Consider the following 16,686-nt stretch of genomic DNA (forward strand, 5'->3'; position numbering starts at 1 on the left):
ATTCGCCAAATGAAGAAAATCAGTAGTGGCGAATGGCATTCGCCAATTTATCACGAATGCTGGCGAATGTTCGCCACTACCAATTATTTCAACAAACGAAAATTACGATATTCGCCAATTCTCCAACCTGTGAGGTTTTCAATCAAGAAACGGAGTTTATTTTTGAACGAAAGTTTTTTTTCTCGAATATCAAAGTCAAATTGCCAATTTACACGCTCAAGTCGTGCCTGCATAACCGCAGGGTGTGTACCCGAAAAAGAGGCTAAGGAATCAATTCCTGAGTAATCAAAAGTCTCTTCGTACTCCTTTTTTTTCTTCTCTGCAATCTCATCTTTTTCCCAAAAATTGATAGAACTTTTCATCTTCGCTTTTTGGACTTCGGGCGGTTTTACCCAACCATAATGATACATATAAGCGTCAACGGATTTTACATTAAGTTTCTGATTATCAATAGTTCTAAATCCTTGTGCATCTCGATAAGAACGAATATTTTTCTTATTTCTAATGACTCTAATTTCTTGTCGATACCATTTTTGTGAATCCGCTACGTATTGATATGAACCATAAAAATGCAGATATTTCAACAATAAGCCTTCTACTTTTGGGTCGTTTAAATACTCTTGCATTCCTTTTTTGATAGCAGGCAAATATTGCTCATGCACCACTTCATCACCTTGAATATAAAAACACCAATCAGAATCTGGCGAGACTGCATCTAAAGCTTTATCGGTTTCAACCGCCAACACTTTTCCACCTTCACGAAGAGAATCGTCCCAAACGGTTTCAATAATTTTGATTTTGGGCGAACCTATATTTTTTATTAAACCCAAAGTATCATCGTCAGATTTTCCAACCGACACAATCATTTCATCACAAATTGGAAGAATCGACGTGATGGCTTCCACGATGGGATAATCAAATTTTATGGCATTTCGCACAAAGGTAAATCCTGATACTTTCATTTTTGGGTAGGACAGGTTTGCTACCTGTCTGAAAACGTTATTGACAGGTAGCAAACCAATGTCGTTTCGTTAAGCTGATTAACTTCCCGAAAGTCTTAGAACTTTCGGGAAGTTTGTCAAAAGCATAACTCATTAGTTCTCATAACTAAACGACATCAGGTTGAAAACCTGTCTTACTATGATTAAACAAACCCTTTATCTTCCGAAGGAAACCATTTTTTTATCAGTTTTCGAAGTCTTCTTTGAGTATTGGGAGTGCGTTTATGAATGGCAATTTTTCTAAAATCATAATGCCCAATCGTCTCTATATCGTCAGCCAAAGAGCTATTTTTAAGAAACGAATCAGCCATTAATTTTTGTATTTCAACGTTCCATTCTTCTTTATTTGACCAATAATGACCAATAAATTTACTAACAGGCGACAGATTTCCATTTTCAAATAATGCTACCGATAATGCAAACTGTTCAATCAATCGTCGGGTAACATCTTTTGCTAACATATCATCACAAATATTTAAAGCTAATTGCGTGATTGACAAACCTTTACTGGCAGGAATACCTACCACACCTGCATTCCACATGGCATGATTTATCGTGATTCCTCCAAAAGATTGATTACCCGTTTGTTCCCACATCAGCTTTTCTGTTTTACTTTTCAAAGCCGACAAATTGCCTTCATTTAAGTGCATTACAGGATTCTCTAAAGCCTTTCTAAGCAATCTTATATCGCCAAATAAAAAGGTGTCTGTGTCTAAATACAAAACACTTTCGTCTGGATGAAGTCCACAAACATACTCAATTGCTTTGATTTTTGCACGCCAAAAGAACTGATATTCTCCTTGCCAGTCGCTAAGTTGTTCTTGACTAATCGGTAAAATTTGTACCTTATCTCCTAATTTTTTATAAAAATCTGGAGAATCAGTCATCATATAAACACGGTCTGAAATTTCGGTTTGACTCAAGAAAGAGCAGATTGAAAAATACGCCTGAGCATGATTCTGTTGGTTTTCACCAAAGACTAAGTAGAGAATGTTCATTTTATAGGTTTATTATAATTTAAAGAGTTTAAATATTATTCATAAAATACTAAAGGGCTTTACTTGTATCTGCATAAACACAATAATGTCCTTGGTATCTAAGTTTTACGTTCAACAAAGTTACAGGGTTTGAGGAAGTTATTGCTTTTCCAAAAATAAGTTTTTACAAGTATAAAAATACAAGCAAAACGACCTGTGAACAATGTGTCTATAAAACCTAATTCTCAAACGACAAAATATATCCATTTTTTAGCCCAAAAATCCCTCAAAAATGCCCAAACGTTAGTTGGTACAAGGGATTTTTTGTATTTTTACTTTTTCAAAGAAAATAGAAGCCCTTATGGAAGAGTCAGTATTAATTCATCAAACAGCACAGGCGTTTTATGCAGCGTTCAAAAAACTACCTTCGGCTGTACGTGAAGAATTTAAGGCAATGATAGAAACGCCTATTGGTTCAAAAAAAAAGAAGTATGCAAATGATACCGAGTATTTGATGAGAAATGAAGCAAGTAAAACAGCATTGTTGAAATCAATACAAAATGTTAAAGAAAAGAAAAATCTTACTACTTACACACCCGAAGAATGGGAAACGTTTGTCAAACAAACCATCGAAAAAGCTAATCAATGAGAAAATTAGTGTTAGAAGATGAAGCACAACGTCATATTCAAGCTCTCTTAATTTCAGAACCCAAACTCATCAAGAAAATATTTGATTTAATTGGTGATGTGCAAAAACATCCATTTGAAGGAATTGGAAAGCCAGAAGCTCTAAAACATGAATTAACAGGGTATTGGTCAAGAAGAATAACCGATAAACATCGCTTAGTTTATCAAGTAACAGATGACGATATTATAATTATTCGTTGTAAAGACCATTACGATGATAAATAGTAATTAGAACTTAAAACAAAGTCAAAAGATTAAAATAATTTGGAGAAAGATATAAAAGAAGACAAAAGGAGTTAATCCATTTTCTAAAATCTACAATCCGCAATCAAAAGATATGTCAGAATTTCAAGAACCAGAAGAAAACAGTAAAGCAAATTATGGTGCCGATAATATCCAAGTCCTTGAAGGCTTGGAAGCCGTGCGTAAACGCCCATCCATGTATATTGGAGATACGGGAATCAAAGGTCTTCACCACCTTATTTGGGAGGTTGTCGATAACTCTATTGATGAAGCCCTTGCAGGACATTGCGATACTATCAGCGTAACCATCAATACCGATAATTCAATTACCGTAGAAGATAATGGGCGTGGTATTCCAACGGGAATGCACACAAAAGAGAAAAAATCAGCCTTAGAAGTCGTTATGACGGTTCTTCACGCTGGTGGTAAGTTTGATAAAGACACGTATAAGGTATCAGGTGGTTTACACGGTGTGGGGGTTTCTTGTGTGAATGCCCTATCTACTGACTTAAAAGTTACGGTTTATCGTGAAGGAAAAATCTTCCAACAAGAATATAAAATTGGTGTTCCTCAATACCCTGTAAAAGAAGTTGGAACAACTGAACGCCACGGAACAACGGTACATTTCAAACCTGATGAAACGATTTTCTCTGTTTCAGAATATAAATATGATACCGTAGCGGGTCGTTTACGTGAACTTTCTTTCTTGAACGCAGGTATTAAAATCAATTTGAAAGACCTTCGTGAGTTAGACGAAAAAGGAGAACCTAAAACTGATTTATTCTTCTCAGAAGGTGGTTTGAGTGAGTTTGTCATGTACTTAGATGCTACTCGTGATAAAATCATCGAAGCACCAATTTACATGGAAGGCGACAAAAACGGTGTGCCAGTTCAAGTAGCAATGATGTATAATACTTCGTATTCAGAAAACGTGGTATCGTATGTAAACAACATCAATACTATCGAAGGTGGTACGCACGTAGCAGGTTTCCGAGGGGCGTTAACTCGTACTTTGAAAAACTATGCTGATAAGTCGGGAGCTTTAGATAAATTAAAAATTGACATCGTTGGAGACGACTTCCGTGAAGGTTTGACTGCCGTTATTTCGGTAAAAGTAGCTGAACCTCAATTTGAAGGACAAACTAAAACGAAATTAGGAAACGGCGAAGTTTCAGGAGCGGTTTCGGCAGCCATGTCGGATATGTTAGAATCTTGGTTGGAAGAACACCCGAAAGAGGCTCGCCAGATTGTAGCGAAAGTAATTTTGGCTGCACAAGCTCGTCACGCTGCCCGCAAAGCTCGTGAAATGGTTCAGCGTAAAACGGTTTTAGGTGGAAACTCTCTTCCAGGTAAACTTGCCGACTGTTCAGACAGTGACCCTACTATTTGCGAATTATACTTGGTGGAAGGGGACTCAGCAGGTGGAACTGCCAAACAAGGTCGTAACCGTGCATATCAAGCGATTTTACCATTAAGAGGTAAAATTTTGAACGTTGAAAAAGCTCAAGAATATAAGATTTACGAAAGTGAAGAAATCAAGAATATGATTACTGCATTAGGCGTAAGTTTTGGAAAAGATGGCGACGAAAGAGCCTTAAATACAGATAAATTACGTTACCACAAAGTAATTATCATGACGGATGCTGACGTGGATGGTTCTCACATCAGAACCCTAATCCTTACGTTCTTCTTCCGTTATATGAAAGAATTATTAGACAATGGCTATATCTACATTGCTCAACCACCACTTTACCAAGTGAAAAAAGGACAGCAAATGGAATACTGTTGGACAGAACAACAACGTGAATTAGCAGTAAAACGTTTAGCAGGTGGTGGACGTGAAGATTCAGTAGGAATTCAACGTTACAAAGGTCTTGGAGAGATGAACGCTGAGCAATTGTGGGAAACTACCATGAACCCAGATACTCGTACTTTAAAACAAGTAACGGTAGAATCAGCAGTTGAAGCAGACCATTTATTCTCAATGTTGATGGGAGACGAAGTACCACCTCGCCGTGATTTTATCGAGAAAAATGCAAAATATGCGAAAATTGACGTGTAAATGTAGCACAGTAATCTTTCCTGTGACATACCAAAGAGGGCTAAATCCACTGGATTTAGCCCTCTTTGGTAATTGGAATTATTTGAAATTTACCCAGTAATTAAAAAACTTACAATGAGCACTTTCCCCGTTTTCTAATCACCAATAACTAATCATCCCATTCCTAATCCTGTCGCTTTTTCAGATAAATCTCATATTGTTCTTCCGTCAAAACAGCTTTCAATTCTTTACTTTTCCCTTCTCTGATAGCATTTAATCTATCTTTAAATTTCAATCTTACGTCTTCGGGATATGGAGGAGTTAGTTTTTTGGCATCCTCAAACAAATCAAACTTTTTGAATGCGTAATTTATATTTATCGTCTCAACTTTAGGAATTTGTTCTTCGGTAAGTTTCAACTTCTTTTTCATCCAATTGGTTTCTTCTGTTGACATCTTCTCAGGGTCCATATCATCTTTCTTTGAATTTGAACTCCCTCCCGGGTCACTCCGAAAACCACCGCCACCACCATAACCACGTCCATATCCACCGCCATAACCTCCACCATATTGAGCTTTATTTTCGTGAGCCACCAATAAAAAAAGACATAACGTAACAAAAATATATTGTAATTTTTTCATGCTAATTTTCTTTAACTTCAATAAAATTGTTCTGGATTTATCTAAATTTCAAGAGTACAAAACCCTTCGTAAACACCGTAAATGTACCAATATTGATTCAGATTTTATTCATTATTTCAAGAAAAGGTTTGGGCTTTATAAAACTTCGAGACTATCGCCAAGAACAATTTTTCCCTCTTGAATTACCTTACAATTAATACCACCGTGTCCACGCATGGCATTGAAACCACCTTTTCCCAAATTCTCCTCCATCCTACTACACGGAAAACAGAAACCTGTCATTTCTAAAACCACCTCTCCTATTCTAAATTGTTTATCTTTCAGAGCATTCAGATTGATTCCTTTTACCACAATATTTCTACGAATGAGAGCAGGGTCAACGTTGTCTTTACCCAAAAAAGACGCAACAGCCTGTAAATGTTCTGCTTGAATAAGCGTTACTTGGCGTTTGCTAACCGCATTTCCTTTGTTGGAACGGTCGCCAGTGAGTCCACCAATATTAGCGAAAACTTCCTCCAAAACTTCCATAGGTTGCCTTGACTTTGGGCGAACACCAATCCAAACTACTGTACCCGTTTGTGGAAAATTCCCGAATAAATCTTTAAAAGCGCTTTCTTCTGATGAAAATATCATACGTTATTTCAAAATATTAGATAAATCAATTACCAAACAACATCAACTCAATATCATTGGTTGAGATTTGTACCATTTTCTCGTACTTCAAACCGATTTTCTTAATCAATGCAATAGAATTTGCGTTTTCTGGGTCAACAATAGCCACAATTCGTCCTAATTTCAACACATTAAGACCGTAATCCAAAGTTGCAGAAGCAGCCTCATAACCATATCCTTTGCCGATAGAATTTGGTAAAAATGCAAAGCCAATATCAATGTCGTCCAGAGAATCACGCTTTACTATGCCACACATCCCAATAGCTTCATTGCTTTCTTTTGTAGCAACTAAATAAAACCCAAAGCCATAATCTGCATAGCTTTTTATGTTTCCGTTTAGCAAATAATTTTCGGCTTCTTCAACGGTGTGTACATTGCGGTCGCCAATAAATTGTAACCATGCGGGCGTGTTTACTAACTCAAGCACAAACGAAGCATCTTCAATGGTGAATTTACGCAAGATTAACCTTTCGGTTTCAATAACTATTTCCATCGTGTTTATATTTTTCAAATGACCATTTTTCCTAAACCGCAGACGGGGCTGAAGCCGCTGTCTGGATACAATACCAAAACCCAAACAGCGACTTTAGCCCTGTTTGAGGTTGATTAATTTCACAATTTAGCGATAGAAAACAATTTGGGCAATAAAAAAGACAAGGGGTTGCCTTGTCTTTGATATTTGGTGTTAATTCTTGGCTTATGAGAGAGAGAAAATATTAGCGTAAATTACTTCGGAGAAGTATAACCTTTGTAGCACCTCATATTATTAAACTCGCACGGCTTCTCCGAAGCCTAACCTTGGTCAAATAATGTTAGGCTTCGGAGAAGCCGTGAAAACAGACACATATTTTCTACAAAGGTTATACTTCTCCGAAGTTTTGTAATAGAAATAAACATTCATCTATTTCTTCAAAAAAGCCCCCAATCCAAACAGAATTGAGGGCTTTTAAAAAGGTTACTCGAAATTATTAAGACCCGCAGGCTTCGCACCCATCTGGGTCATCAAGTGAGCATTGCATATTCGACCAATTTTGTTCGGTCACGTTGTCTAAGCCTCCTATGGTAAGTGTGGCTGCTGAGGACTTCGCAACGGCTGCATTGGCAGCGTAGGCTTCGTAGTTCATCTCATGCTCTTGCACAACGTTGGCTTGCTCAATTGCCACTTCGGCTTGTTTCTCAACTGTAAACTTGATGGCATCGGCTGCGGCTTTTGTTCTGAGATAGTACATCCCTGTTTTTAAGCCTTTTTCCCATGCGTAGAAGTGCATTGAGGTTAATTTTCCGAAGTTCGGGTCTTGAATGTGTATATTCAACGACTGCGACTGACAGATGTATGCACCTCTATCGGCAGCCATTTCAATAATTACTTTTTGTTTAACTTCCCAAACTGTTTTGTACAAGTCTTTCAAATTCTGGGGAATTTCATTGATGTTTTGTACTGAACCGTTTGCGGCAATTAATTTATTTTTCATTGAATCGCTCCACAATCCTAATTTCACTAAGTCACGAAGAAGGTGCTTGTTCACTACCGCAAATTCTCCTGATAATACTCTACGGGCGTAAATATTAGAAGTATATGGTTCGAAACATTCGTTATTTCCCAAAATTTGTGAAGTCGAAGCCGTTGGCATTGGAGCAACTAACAACGAGTTACGAACGCCATGTTCCATTACTTTAGCACGTAATGCTTCCCAGTTCCAACGTCCAGATTCTGGCGTTACATTCCACATATCAAATTGGAAAATACCTTGCGAGATTGGAGAACCTGCCCAAGTTTCATAAGGACCTTCTTTGATTGCCAATTCCATTGATGCTTCCATTGAGGCATAATAGATGGTTTCAAAAATGTCTTTATTTAATTGTTTTGCTTCTTCCGACTCAAACGGCATTCTCAACATGATGAAAACATCCGCCAAACCTTGCACACCTAAACCAATTGGACGGTGACGCATATTAGAAGTACGAGCTTCATCAACTGGGTAATAGTTACGGTCGATGATTTTATTTAAGTTCTTGGTAGCAACTTTTGTTACATCATAAAGTCCTGCATGGTCAAAAACTTGGAAGCCTTTCTCGTTTGTTTTGATAAATTTAGGCAATGCTAAAGAAGCCAAGTTACAAACCGCTACTTCGTCTTTTGAAGTATATTGAATAATTTCAGTACATAAGTTTGAAGACTTGATTGTACCTAAATTCTTCTGGTTAGACTTTTTATTAGCATTATCCTTAAATAACATATAAGGCGTACCCGTTTCAGTTTGAGATTCTAAAACTTCAAACCATAAATCTTGTGCTTTAATAACTTTACGAGCTTTTCCTGCTAACTCATAACTTGTATATAGCTTTTCAAATTCTTCGCCGTAAGTGTCAGCCAAACCTGGGCATTCGTGCGGACAGAATAATGACCAAGTATCATTATCTTTTACTCTCTTCATGAACAAATCAGGAATCCAAAGTGCGTAGAATAAATCTCTTGCACGCATTTCTTCTTTACCGTGATTTTTCTTTAAAGACAAAAATTCAAAAATATCTGCGTGCCAAGGCTCAAGATAAACCGCAAATGAACCTTTACGTTTTCCTCCTCCTTGGTCAACATAACGAGCTGTGTCATTAAATACACGAAGCATCGGTACAATACCATTTGATGTTCCGTTTGTTCCTTTGATATAAGACCCCGTTGCACGCACATTGTGGATTGACAAACCAATTCCACCCGCCGACTGTGAAATCTTAGCACATTGCTTTAAAGTATCATAAATCCCTTCGATAGAATCATCTTGCATTGTCAATAAGAAACAAGAAGACATTTGTGGTTTTGGCGTACCTGCATTGAACAATGTAGGCGTTGCATGCGTAAACCAACGTTCAGAAAGAAGGTTATATGTTTCAATTACCGATTCAATTTCCGCCCCATGAATACCCACTGCCACACGCATCAACATGTGCTGAGGACGTTCTACAATTTTCCCCTCCAATTTCAATAAATAAGATTTCTCTAAAGTCTTGAAACCGAAATAATCATATCCAAAGTCACGGTCATAAATGATAGCACCGTCTAATTCAGCAGCGTGTTTTTTAATAACCTCATATACTTCTTTAGATAACAACGCCGCATTTTCACCCGTTTTTGGGTCAATATAATTGAACAAGCGTTTCATAGTCGCAGAGAAAGATTTCTGCGTTTCCTTGTGCAAATTTGAAATTGCAATTCTTGCCGCAAGCACAGCATAATCTGGGTGCTTGGTAGTCATCGAAGCAGCGGTTTCTGCTGCCAAATTGTCTAATTCACTCGTTGTTACTCCATCATAAAGTCCTGTGATAACTTTTTTTGCCACATCTAAGGGCTGAACAAAGTAAGGGTCGAGACTATAGCAAAGTTTTTCGATTCGGGCGGTAATCTTGTCAAACTTTACAGACTCACGTCTGCCATCTCTTTTGATAACGTACATAATACTCGGGTTTTGGGGGGGTGAAACAAAAACAAAGGGCGGCACTAATAACTTGATAATTAAGTGGTTATTATAAATGAACCTACTGTTTTAAAATATTTTTTAATTGCTATTATTTAATCTGAGAAAATCCTTCCAAGATTCGTAGCGGTAAACGAATTCTTCAATAATCAATGGAAAGACTTAGATGACTACTTTTGGTGGTTCAGTTGATATGCAGTTCAAAGATAACAATTTCTTAATCTATATACAACGAAAAAAATCAAGGCTAAAATCTACTGAATATTTATTCTATTCGTAATGTACAACACAAGTTTTGGATAATCAGACCGATATGGAACATCTAACTTAGAATAATTATATAGATTTTTTTTTGAAAAATTTTGTGGATAACTTTTCTTGCAGATTTGGGAACTTTTAACACAAAAATAATTTTTAATCCCGACAATAAATATGTAATTTTGCATTCCTTTTTTAGGACAGTTATGAAAGTTATAAAGTTTTATGATTAGAGTGATTTAATCATCTTAGTTATGACCACTCCCAAAACTATAACTGTATCATTGTTAAGAGTTTAAGTAAATATAAAGTTTCTTTTAAAATACCTTAACTTTTAGCTTTTCAACACAAAGACGGCGGGGAATCGTCTAATACTATCAAAAAAAATAATGAAACCAGAAATTCACCCAAATTACAGACCAGTGGTATTCCACGATTTGTCTGCTGATTACAAGTTTTTAACACAATCTTGTGTTAATACAACTGAAACAACTGAATTTGAAGGCGAAACTTACCCAGTTTTCAAAATTGAAGTTTCTTCTCAATCACACCCTTTCTATACAGGTAAAAACGTATTACTTGATACTGCGGGTCGTGTTGATAAATTCTACAAGCGTTTCGGTCAGAAGAAATAATCTTCGAAAACAGAATCAACAAAAAAGCCTTTCAGAGAAATTTGAAAGGCTTTTTTGTTGTAAATAAAGAAAAATCTACTTTTCTAAATATATCCTAAATTCAGTTATTTTCTTTTCATGTCTTAATATCGAAGACTGAACACAGTTATTTAAATCAATTTCTGTCGTGTTCAAATACATATAATGGGCTTTGAAGGTTGGAAATACGTTGAATACCTTAATTTTTTCCTGATTTCTAACCCATACAGAGATTGTATCAACAGATTCAGTGTATTCCAAAGAATTTTGAAAACTGCCAGCAAATGTTAGACCTCTCACATTTGAGACAGGAGTTACGACTTCTTTTGAATTACATGAAATCAAAAAAAATAGTGTAATTAGGTAGAAAATAAGATTTTTCATTTTAATATAAATTCATGCAATTTTATAATGTGTTGTTCATACAAAGAGGACTGATAGATAATAAAATCAAACACTTACAATTATTCAAGTCTATAACCCACAGATAGTGTTGTTGAAAACGTTTCATTTCGCAATGTTAAACCACTAACATCAACAGCAACTGTTGGCGAGAGATTAAACATATAGCTTCCTACTAATCCAAATCTAAACTTCTTTAAATCTTGGGTAAAACCTATTTCTGTCTTTCCACCATAATAAAACGGTTTATATTCATATCCGACTTTATAGAAATCGCCCTGAAGTTTTTTTGAACTGATTAGAAAATTAGCATAAGGTCCAGCTCCCGCAAAAACATTCAAGCCTGTTCTTTGAGTAGCTACTCTAAATGTAGTATTCAAATGTAGATAATCGCTATTCTCAGATATTTTATAATTGGGAGTACCAATAAGTCCATTATTGGTTTCATTCCCACCAATTCTCATATATCCGAGTTGAGATGAGAAATAAAACCATTTCTTTTGTTGAAAATCAATGCCAAACGATGCAGAATAGTTCACATTTACATCCTCTAAAATTTGAAGATTAGGATTGCTACGAAAGGAACTCATTGCTATGCCATTATCAAATTTTAAATATGCAGGCTTGTGAATTTGTGCAGAGATACTTTTCGTGGAAAATAAAAGAATTGCTAATAATAGGTTTTTACGCATAATTTTAGGTTTATAAGTATGACTAATATATAATTTGCGAACGATATAGGGCTAACATTTATTATCTACAAATATCCAAAAGACTGTTTAATCATCCAACATTGATTTCAAGTATTCATAAATATTAATACAGAAAACTAAAAAAATATCCATTGAAGAGGATTTTAGCGTAATTTTACGGCAATATTTTACTCATTATCTCTCAATGAATTATATCCTTTTCGACGATTCAGCGATTCGTCCTGCTTTATTGCCCTTAACTTTCACTCGTCCTGTTAGTGAAATTCGTATCGGAATTCAGACGATTACTGAAAAATGGGAAGATTTTCTGAAAACTTCTGTTTCGTTTGCTACTCAAGATTATTTACAGATAAAATATCCAATCAGTCTTTCGGAGGATAATATTTTCATCAACGGAGCGGTTTGTCCAAATACTGAACTTGTGGAAGCTATCTCAAATTTGTCGGAAAATAGCGTTCTTAAAAATGGTGAAACGATTATTGCCTATCGAAGTCAACAATTAAATACAGACAGTTTTGAACAAGAAATTGTTTTTGAAGGAAATCATTTGATTTTGAAACAATTGACTGATATTTTCACACACAATGGTGAAGAAATTAAAGCCGATTTTGTCCGAATTACCAAAGGCAGAAAATCTCAACCGATTACCGATAGATTTACGGCATTTTACAATGAATCTCAAATTTTTATTGAAGAAGGTGCTGATATTAAAGCTGCCGTTTTAGATGCTACCAACGGCTGTATTTATATCGGTAAAGATGCACGGATACAAGCAGGTGCGATGATTCAAGGACCTTTTGTTCTTGGGGAACATTCAGTGATTAATATGGGTGGAAAAATGCGTCCAAATACAACCATTGGACCTTTTTGTAAAGTTGGTGGAGAAATTAGTAATGCGGTAATGTTTGGTAATGCCAATAAAGGACACGAAGGTTTTATGGGAAATGCCGTCATTGGTGAGTGGTGCAATTGGGGAGCAGATACGAATAATTCTAATCTAAAAAATGATTATTCAAAAGTGGAGTTGTGGAGTTATGTAAGTAATAAATTTGAAAATACAGGCATTCAGTTTGCAGGACTTATCATGGGCGACCACTCAAAATGTGGCATCAATACCATGTTTAATACAGGAACAGTTGTGGGGGTAAATTGTAATATTTTTGGGGGTGGTTATCAGCCACGTCATATTCCATCATTTTCTTGGAGTGCAGGTACGGAAGAATTTAAAACTTATCATCTTCGTAAAGCAAATCAAGTAGCCAGAGCGGTTTTAGAACGTCGTGGAAAGGTTTTTGACGAAATCGAAGAAGGCATTATGAAGGCTATTTTTGATTTGACGAGATAGGTCAATACATGGTTATTAGAAATTGGTTATTGGTTGATTAGTTTTCTGATTTTTTTTATCCTAAAATCTTGGTTTAGAGAACTTCATACATGGTTATTGGAAATTGGTTATTGGTTGATTAGTTTTCAAGAAGATGCAAAAATGCCATTTTCAACATTCCGTAAATTAGTTTGTATTCCAATTCTTTATCTTACATTCTTTCGCAAATCGCTTTTCGCTTAGTAAATTACAGTCCAAAATAAATAAGCAAGTTTCGCTTATTTATTTTGGACTTACTTATTGGAAGAGTTTAGCTCATAGAGACTAATCAACCAATAACTAATTCCCAATAACTACGTATTCATAATGCTATTTAAAGATATTCCTGGCTTAGCGGCTCTTAAAAATACCTTAATCCATTCCGTAGAGGCAAACCACGTGGCTCATGCTCAGTTGTTTCATGGGGGAGTCGGAAGTGCCAATTTGGCTTTGGCGTGGGCATACTCAACTTATATCAACTGTGAGGATAGGGAAGTCGTCAGTCTGGGCGACCCCGTGGACACAGACAACGGCGGTGATGCTTGCGGACGTTGTGCGTCGTGTGTGAAAATGGCGAAAATGGTTCACCCAGATATTCATCATATCTTTCCAACACCCAGTGCCAAAGAAACCATTTTAGAATTATTACCCACTTGGCGAAAATTCTTGATTGAAAGTCCATACCGAAGCCTAACCGATTGGTTGGAATTTACAGGTGTAACAGGCAATAAACAAGGAATTATTCCGATAAAGGAAGCCCATAACATCATCGAAAAAATCTCGCTAAAAGCTTTTGAAGCGGAGTATAAAATCCTGATTATTTGGCAACCAGAATTGATGAATATTGAGTCGGCGAACTCATTATTGAAGATTTTAGAAGAACCGCCCGCCAAAACCTTGTTTATTCTCGTATGTAATGATACCAATCGTTTATTGACCACCATTTTGTCAAGAACACAGCGAATTGTCATTCCGTCATTTACCGATGAAGATACCATCAAATATCTCACTGAAAAAGAAGGTATTGATACAGAAAGAGCCAAACAAATCGCTTATCTTTCAGAAGGAAATTTATCCAAAGCCGTAGAGTTAGTCAATTATGAAGGCGAAGGAAAACATCAATGGTTTGCCAATTGGATGCGAATGGCTTATAAACCAGACTTGGCAACCTTGGTAAAATTAGCCGATGAATTTGATGCCTTTCCGAAGGAATATCAAAAAGGCATGATGGAATACGGTTTAAACATTTTCAGAGATTTATTACTTTGGAAAAACGGAGCAGAAGCGTTAGTAAGGCTTGAAGGTGAAGAATTAACCTTTGTTCAAAACTTTTCAAAAGCCGTAAAAGTCAACGCTATCGAACAGATTGTCAACGAATTAAGTCAAACATATTATTATTTAGAACGCAACGGAAGAGCCAAGATTTTACATCTGGATTTATCGCTCAACATTGCACGATTATTCAAGAAGTAAATTATATTTGTTCAGATTAAAAGCAAACTTTATTATGAAAGCCGCAACAAAACTCAACTCAATGCAGCAGTTTATGATTCAACTTTTTGATAGACCTGTTAATCCTAAACAAGAAGCTGATATTAAACAATTGCTCGCCAGCTATTTTGCTGAACAAGTCGATAAAGAAATGGACGAACTTTGGGAGGTTAGAGGAATGTCACAAACTGACTTAGATAAAGCCTTAAATACGCATAAAAGAACAAAATACGAAAATGCGATTAGTCATTGATACCAACTGTCTATTAGTAAGTATTCCCAGATTTTAAGAAACAAGGTGGTTATTTGATGCTATTAAGGCAGGCACATTTGAAATTGGCATTACTACTGAAATATTAGAGGAATACGAGGAAATTATCGGCAATTTCTATTCATCAAGTTTAGCCAGTAATGTTGTAGAATTATTGCCTAATCTACAAAACACAATCTGGGTTACATTGTACTATAAATGGGGATTGATTGAACAAGATACCGATGACAATAAATTTGTAGATTGTGCCATTGCCTGCCAAGCGGATTATATTATCACACATGATAAACATTTTAAAGTATTACAGAAAATCCCATTTCCAAAAGTTGAAACATTAAAAATGAGTGAACTAAAAAAGATTCTATTGCACGAAACACTGTAAGTTTACCCGACAAAAAATATAAAATGAGTGTAATTAAATTAGGAACAAGAGGCTCAAAATTAGCCCTTTGGCAAGCATATTTTATCAAAGAAACCTTAGAAAAAGGAGGTTTAGAAGTCGAAATCGTCATTATTAATACCAAAGGCGACCAAATTCTTGACCGTTCTCTTTCAAAAATTGGTTCAAAAGGCGTTTTTACGGAAGAATTGGAAGAACAATTACGTTCGGGAGCGATTGATATTGCTCAACATTCTGCCAAAGATTTACAGTCTGAATTAGCGGATGATTTAGAACTTATTGCTTTTACAGAACGTGAAAAAGTGAATGATGTTTTGGTGAGTTTCGATAAAAGTTTATCCTTAGAAAGCGGAAAACCGTTCGTGGTGGGAACTTCCTCAACTCGCCGAGTAGCCATGTTGAAGCACTTTTATCCGCACATTACCACAGTTGATATGCGTGGAAATCTCCAAACTCGTATGGGTAAACTTGAAAGTGGCGTGTGCGATGCCCTTTTACTTGCTTATGCGGGCGTGCATCGTATGGGCTACATGGAACACGTGGCGGAGTTGATTTCTACTGATAAATTCACGCCTGCGGTTGGACAAGGTTCGGTAGCTTTAGAATGTGCCGTTTCTTTAGACCCTGAGAAAAAAGCTAAAATCAGAGAGCTTTGTAATCACCCAGAAACGGAACAACAGTTATTAGCGGAACGTGCCTTTTTGAAACGTTTGCAAGGTGGTTGCAGCATTCCAGTTTTTGGATTAGCAACAACAGTAAACAGTGAGCAGTTAGCAGTAAACAGTGAAGTTACTGCTGAAAATAGCTCAAATCTGCTCACTGATAACTGCTCACTGATAACTGTAACAGGTGGCATTGTTAGTTTGGACGGTTCTGAAATTTTAAAAGAAACCGTTACAGGAAATAATCCTCTTGAATTAGGAGAAGCATTGGCAGAGAAAATTTTAAGTTTGGGCGGAGACAAAATGTTAGCAGATATTAAAGCCAATTTGTAAAATGGACAAAGAAGCAATTTTCAAGAAACTGCGATTTGATGCCGATAAAACTGCATTAATTCTCAATGCTCCACAAAACTATCTTGACCTTTTAGAAGGTATTTCGTTTGATTCATCGCCAAAAGAAAAAACGGAATATGATTTCATACAAATATTTGGTTATCAACAAGATGAATTAGAAAACCTTGTGAAATCGGTTGATAATTTCAGAAAATATGATGGCTTATTTTGGGCGTGTTATCCTAAAGGAACAGGAAAAATCAAAAGTAATATTAAACGTGAAACAGTTTGGACTGCTTTAGCTTTAATTGGTTTGGACACGGTAACGCAAATTGCTATCGACGAAACGTGGAGTGCTTTGAGGGCAAGACCGAACGAAATGGTCGGGAAATAAATTGGTGTAGATTGT

General features: G+C 36.2%; 17 protein-coding genes. 10 read left to right on the top strand and 7 right to left on the bottom strand.

Annotated elements, in window-relative coordinates:
* Window positions 1–83 precede the first annotated feature (83 nt).
* Entirely contained in the window at window positions 84–962 is an 879-nt protein-coding gene (locus tag LV89_RS06900) for a glycosyltransferase family protein (protein WP_109742134.1), read from the bottom strand.
* Window positions 963–1,144: 182 nt separating this feature from the next.
* Window positions 1,145–1,999, bottom strand: a complete 855-nt coding sequence (locus tag LV89_RS06905) for a hypothetical protein (RefSeq protein ID WP_109742135.1) — start codon at window positions 1,997–1,999, stop codon at window positions 1,145–1,147.
* A 340-nt stretch (window positions 2,000–2,339) separates the two neighbouring features.
* On the opposite strand from LV89_RS06905, the gene LV89_RS06910 reads away from it, so the two are divergent.
* The 3 genes from LV89_RS06910 (at window position 2,340) to gyrB (ending at window position 4,970) form a co-directional block, all read left to right on the top strand.
* Window positions 2,340–2,627, top strand: a complete 288-nt coding sequence (locus LV89_RS06910; protein WP_146199100.1) for a hypothetical protein — start codon at window positions 2,340–2,342, stop codon at window positions 2,625–2,627.
* On the top strand, window positions 2,624–2,890 hold the full coding sequence (locus tag LV89_RS06915; RefSeq protein WP_109742137.1) for a Txe/YoeB family addiction module toxin: 267 nt from the start codon (window positions 2,624–2,626) through the stop codon (window positions 2,888–2,890). The genes LV89_RS06910 and LV89_RS06915 overlap by 4 nt, the downstream gene beginning before the upstream one ends.
* A 112-nt stretch (window positions 2,891–3,002) precedes the next feature.
* Entirely contained in the window at window positions 3,003–4,970 is a 1,968-nt protein-coding gene (gyrB, locus tag LV89_RS06920) for a DNA topoisomerase (ATP-hydrolyzing) subunit B (RefSeq protein WP_109742138.1), read from the top strand.
* 163 nt (window positions 4,971–5,133) lie between these two features.
* Here the strand turns inward: gyrB and LV89_RS06925 are convergent, their stop codons facing one another.
* From LV89_RS06925 to LV89_RS06940, 4 genes are all read right to left on the bottom strand, one after another.
* Window positions 5,134–5,589 (bottom strand): DUF4890 domain-containing protein, encoded by a 456-nt coding sequence (locus LV89_RS06925; RefSeq protein WP_109742139.1) that lies wholly within the window; start codon window positions 5,587–5,589, stop codon window positions 5,134–5,136.
* Window positions 5,590–5,724: 135 nt separating this feature from the next.
* Window positions 5,725–6,222 carry an MOSC domain-containing protein gene (locus LV89_RS06930; RefSeq protein ID WP_109742140.1) on the bottom strand — a complete coding sequence of 166 codons (498 nt, stop codon included), beginning with the start codon at window positions 6,220–6,222 and terminating at the stop codon, window positions 5,725–5,727.
* 25 nt (window positions 6,223–6,247) lie between these two features.
* Window positions 6,248–6,754 (bottom strand): GNAT family N-acetyltransferase, encoded by a 507-nt coding sequence (locus LV89_RS06935; RefSeq protein ID WP_109742141.1) that lies wholly within the window; start codon window positions 6,752–6,754, stop codon window positions 6,248–6,250.
* Between the two features lie 475 nt (window positions 6,755–7,229).
* Complete coding sequence (locus LV89_RS06940; RefSeq protein ID WP_109742142.1) at window positions 7,230–9,710, bottom strand: ribonucleoside-diphosphate reductase subunit alpha; 2,481 nt, start codon at window positions 9,708–9,710, stop codon at window positions 7,230–7,232.
* 668 nt (window positions 9,711–10,378) lie between these two features.
* Here LV89_RS06940 and LV89_RS06945 point away from each other — a divergent pair.
* Window positions 10,379–10,624, top strand: a complete 246-nt coding sequence (locus tag LV89_RS06945) for a type B 50S ribosomal protein L31 (protein WP_109742143.1) — start codon at window positions 10,379–10,381, stop codon at window positions 10,622–10,624.
* 482 nt (window positions 10,625–11,106) lie between these two features.
* Here LV89_RS06945 and LV89_RS06955 read toward each other — a convergent pair whose 3' ends face one another.
* A complete protein-coding gene (locus LV89_RS06955) occupies window positions 11,107–11,736 on the bottom strand; it encodes an outer membrane beta-barrel protein (RefSeq protein WP_109742145.1) in 630 nt (209 codons plus the stop codon).
* 205 nt (window positions 11,737–11,941) lie between these two features.
* On the opposite strand from LV89_RS06955, the gene LV89_RS06960 reads away from it, so the two are divergent.
* The 6 genes from LV89_RS06960 to LV89_RS06985 all read left to right on the top strand — a co-directional run bounded on the left by LV89_RS06960 (window position 11,942) and on the right by LV89_RS06985 (window position 16,671).
* A complete protein-coding gene (locus LV89_RS06960; protein WP_109742146.1) occupies window positions 11,942–13,102 on the top strand; it encodes a putative sugar nucleotidyl transferase in 1,161 nt (386 codons plus the stop codon).
* Window positions 13,103–13,447: 345 nt separating this feature from the next.
* A complete protein-coding gene (locus LV89_RS06965) occupies window positions 13,448–14,593 on the top strand; it encodes a DNA polymerase III subunit (RefSeq protein WP_109742147.1) in 1,146 nt (381 codons plus the stop codon).
* A 34-nt stretch (window positions 14,594–14,627) separates the two neighbouring features.
* The gene (locus LV89_RS06970) at window positions 14,628–14,864 is read left to right on the top strand and encodes a DUF8507 family protein (protein WP_109742148.1); all 237 of its coding nucleotides are present in this window, start codon (window positions 14,628–14,630) and stop codon (window positions 14,862–14,864) included.
* A gap of 61 nt (window positions 14,865–14,925) precedes the next feature.
* On the top strand, window positions 14,926–15,264 hold the full coding sequence (locus tag LV89_RS25945) for a PIN domain-containing protein (protein ID WP_211321169.1): 339 nt from the start codon (window positions 14,926–14,928) through the stop codon (window positions 15,262–15,264).
* A gap of 23 nt (window positions 15,265–15,287) precedes the next feature.
* Window positions 15,288–16,277, top strand: a complete 990-nt coding sequence (hemC, locus tag LV89_RS06980; protein ID WP_109742149.1) for a hydroxymethylbilane synthase — start codon at window positions 15,288–15,290, stop codon at window positions 16,275–16,277.
* 1 nt (window position 16,278) lies between these two features.
* Entirely contained in the window at window positions 16,279–16,671 is a 393-nt protein-coding gene (locus LV89_RS06985) for a hypothetical protein (protein ID WP_109742150.1), read from the top strand.
* Window positions 16,672–16,686 lie beyond the last annotated feature (15 nt).

Origin of the sequence: Arcicella aurantiaca, assembly GCF_003148625.1 — a bacterium.
GTDB lineage: Bacteria > Bacteroidota > Bacteroidia > Cytophagales > Spirosomataceae > Arcicella > Arcicella aurantiaca.

Excerpts from the sequence above, each read along its gene's own strand:
- LV89_RS06930 (WP_109742140.1), bottom strand. The coding sequence starts at position 6,222 with ATGATATTTTCATCAGAAGAAAGCGCTTTTAAAGATTTATTCGGGAAT.
- LV89_RS06970 (WP_109742148.1), top strand. The coding sequence starts at position 14,628 with ATGAAAGCCGCAACAAAACTCAACTCAATGCAGCAGTTTATGATTCAA.
- LV89_RS06915 (WP_109742137.1), top strand. The coding sequence starts at position 2,624 with ATGAGAAAATTAGTGTTAGAAGATGAAGCACAACGTCATATTCAAGCT.
- LV89_RS06900 (WP_109742134.1), bottom strand. The coding sequence starts at position 962 with ATGAAAGTATCAGGATTTACCTTTGTGCGAAATGCCATAAAATTTGAT.
- LV89_RS06955 (WP_109742145.1), bottom strand. The coding sequence starts at position 11,736 with ATGCGTAAAAACCTATTATTAGCAATTCTTTTATTTTCCACGAAAAGT.
- LV89_RS06905 (WP_109742135.1), bottom strand. The coding sequence starts at position 1,999 with ATGAACATTCTCTACTTAGTCTTTGGTGAAAACCAACAGAATCATGCT.
- LV89_RS06925 (WP_109742139.1), bottom strand. The coding sequence starts at position 5,589 with ATGAAAAAATTACAATATATTTTTGTTACGTTATGTCTTTTTTTATTG.
- LV89_RS06940 (WP_109742142.1), bottom strand. The coding sequence starts at position 9,710 with ATGTACGTTATCAAAAGAGATGGCAGACGTGAGTCTGTAAAGTTTGAC.
- LV89_RS06985 (WP_109742150.1), top strand. The coding sequence starts at position 16,279 with ATGGACAAAGAAGCAATTTTCAAGAAACTGCGATTTGATGCCGATAAA.
- LV89_RS06960 (WP_109742146.1), top strand. The coding sequence starts at position 11,942 with ATGAATTATATCCTTTTCGACGATTCAGCGATTCGTCCTGCTTTATTG.
- LV89_RS06910 (WP_146199100.1), top strand. The coding sequence starts at position 2,340 with ATGGAAGAGTCAGTATTAATTCATCAAACAGCACAGGCGTTTTATGCA.
- LV89_RS06965 (WP_109742147.1), top strand. The coding sequence starts at position 13,448 with ATGCTATTTAAAGATATTCCTGGCTTAGCGGCTCTTAAAAATACCTTA.
- LV89_RS06945 (WP_109742143.1), top strand. The coding sequence starts at position 10,379 with ATGAAACCAGAAATTCACCCAAATTACAGACCAGTGGTATTCCACGAT.
- gyrB (WP_109742138.1), top strand. The coding sequence starts at position 3,003 with ATGTCAGAATTTCAAGAACCAGAAGAAAACAGTAAAGCAAATTATGGT.
- LV89_RS06935 (WP_109742141.1), bottom strand. The coding sequence starts at position 6,754 with ATGGAAATAGTTATTGAAACCGAAAGGTTAATCTTGCGTAAATTCACC.
- hemC (WP_109742149.1), top strand. The coding sequence starts at position 15,288 with ATGAGTGTAATTAAATTAGGAACAAGAGGCTCAAAATTAGCCCTTTGG.